This is a genomic window from Xanthovirga aplysinae (assembly GCF_009711365.1).
Lineage (GTDB): Bacteria > Bacteroidota > Bacteroidia > Cytophagales > Cyclobacteriaceae > Xanthovirga > Xanthovirga aplysinae.
Window position 1 is genome coordinate 1 of record NZ_SMMB01000520.1, and the last position, 2,079, is coordinate 2,079.

General features: G+C 36.6%; 2 protein-coding genes. Both read left to right on the forward strand.

The annotated features are described in order from the left end of the window. The coding region (locus E1171_RS02310) for an efflux RND transporter periplasmic adaptor subunit (RefSeq protein WP_155203683.1) at positions 1 to 1,235 on the forward strand (1,235 nt) is incomplete at its 5' end. 109 nt (positions 1,236 to 1,344) lie between these two features. Continuing rightward, positions 1,345 to 2,052, forward strand: coding sequence for an ABC transporter ATP-binding protein (locus E1171_RS02315; protein WP_155203685.1), 708 nt, complete (start codon positions 1,345 to 1,347; stop codon positions 2,050 to 2,052). Positions 2,053 to 2,079: the final 27 nt, after the last annotated feature.

Sequence of the window (2,079 nt, forward strand, 5' to 3'; positions counted from 1 at the left end):
AAAAGAAAAAATGGACGATAAAAAAACTATTATATATTGCTAGTGCTGCTGGATTTTTAGTGCTTGTCACCTATATATTTCTATCGGCAAATGAAAGACAAATGAAAGTTCAGTCTGATCGTTTGCAGATTGCTACGGTACAAAATGGAGATTTCCAGGAGTTCATTCCCGTTACCGGCAATATACAACCCATAAAGACGTTTTTTCTTGACGCAATCGAAGGAGGAATTATTCAATCCATAGTGAAGGAAAGTGGAGAAATGGTTATTAAAGGAGATGTTTTACTTACCCTAAACAATACTAACCTGCAGTTGAGTGTGCTTTCTCAACAGTCACAATTATATGAACAAATAAACAACATAAAAACTACCCGTCTGGCCATGGACCAAAATACCAGAAACCTGGAAGCAGACCTGGCGGATATAGATTATCAATTATCCTTGAGCAAACCTGAATATGAAAGACAAAAAGAATTACTAGCCTCCAAAGCCACATCTCAAAAGGAATACGAACAAGCAAAGGACAACTATGAATACCAGATAAAAAGAAAAGCGCTCACCTACGCATCTTTTGTACAAGATTCCCTTATCAAAGATATGCAAAGAGAACAATTAGATGCCTCCGAAAATAGGCTATGGGAAAGTTTAAGCAAAGTAGGAAAACTGGTAGATAACTTAGTAATAAAAGCTACTATTGATGGTCAATATGCTGCCCCCGAACTGGAAATTGGGCAATCGATTTCTTCCGGAGAACGTCTAGGACAAATTGATAATATCGATGCTTTTAAAGTAAGAGTTCACATTGATGAATTGTATTTGCCGCGGGTAAGGAAAGGGCAAACGGGCAAACTTAACTTTCAAAATAAAAACTATGAATTACGGATAACAAAAATTTATCCAACCATCAAAGAGGGCCAATTTGAAGCAGATATGGAGTTTCTTAAAGAAGAACCAAATGACATTACTCGAGGGCAAACTATGCGAATGCGTCTCGAATTAGACAAACCGAAAAAAGCTCTACTTCTTCCTTCTGGGGGTTTCTTCCAAAAAAGCGGTGGGCGTTATGTGTTTGTACTAGATGAATCTGGCAATAAAGCTTATAAGAAAGAAATTCGACTAGGAAGAAAAAATCCTGCCTTCTATGAAGTGTTAGAGGGATTAAATCCTGGTGATCAAGTGATTACTTCTGACTATGATAGTTTTGGTGACAATGAAGTCCTCCTGTTGAATAAATAAAAATGAAAATCGAATGGAAATAATCGAAAATTGACCATTCATTAAAAGTAATTTTTTTAATAGAAAATATTAGTTTAACTCCTAAATTAAGTCTCTAAACCGAAAAGTTATGAATAAAATGATTAAAGCAGAAAACTTATCCAAAGTATACACTACCGATGAAATTGAAACCACAGCCCTTAATTCGGTTAATTTTAAAATTGAAAAGGGGGATTTTGTAGCCATAATGGGACCTTCAGGTTGTGGTAAATCTACGCTATTAAATATAATTGGTCTATTGGACAGTCCTTCCAAAGGGGATTATATTTTTAATGAAACCAACACCACGGGGCTCCCTGAACGCAAGCGCTCCGACTTAAGAAAAGGTAACATCGGTTTTATTTTCCAGAGCTTTAATCTCATTGATGAATTAACTGTATTTGAAAATATTGAACTACCTTTACTTTATTTAAAAGTACCTACGGCAGAGAGAAAAACCAAAGTAGAGAAAATCATGCAGGATATGAACATTATGCATAGACGTAATCACTATCCACAGCAACTCTCAGGAGGTCAACAGCAACGTGTGGCCATTGCAAGAGCCGTTGTTACCGACCCATTGCTTCTTTTAGCGGATGAGCCTACGGGTAACCTCGACTCTAAAAACGGAGAAGAAGTAATGAAACTTTTAACTTCACTGAATGACAAGGGAACAACAGTGGTAATGGTAACTCACTCCTCTTACGATGCCAAGTTTGCCCACCGAATAATGAACTTATTCGACGGTCAAATCATTTCAGAAAATATAAATGAGGAAAGAATGCTGGTAAATCCATAAAGATATCCAACCATTTTATGGCTCCAG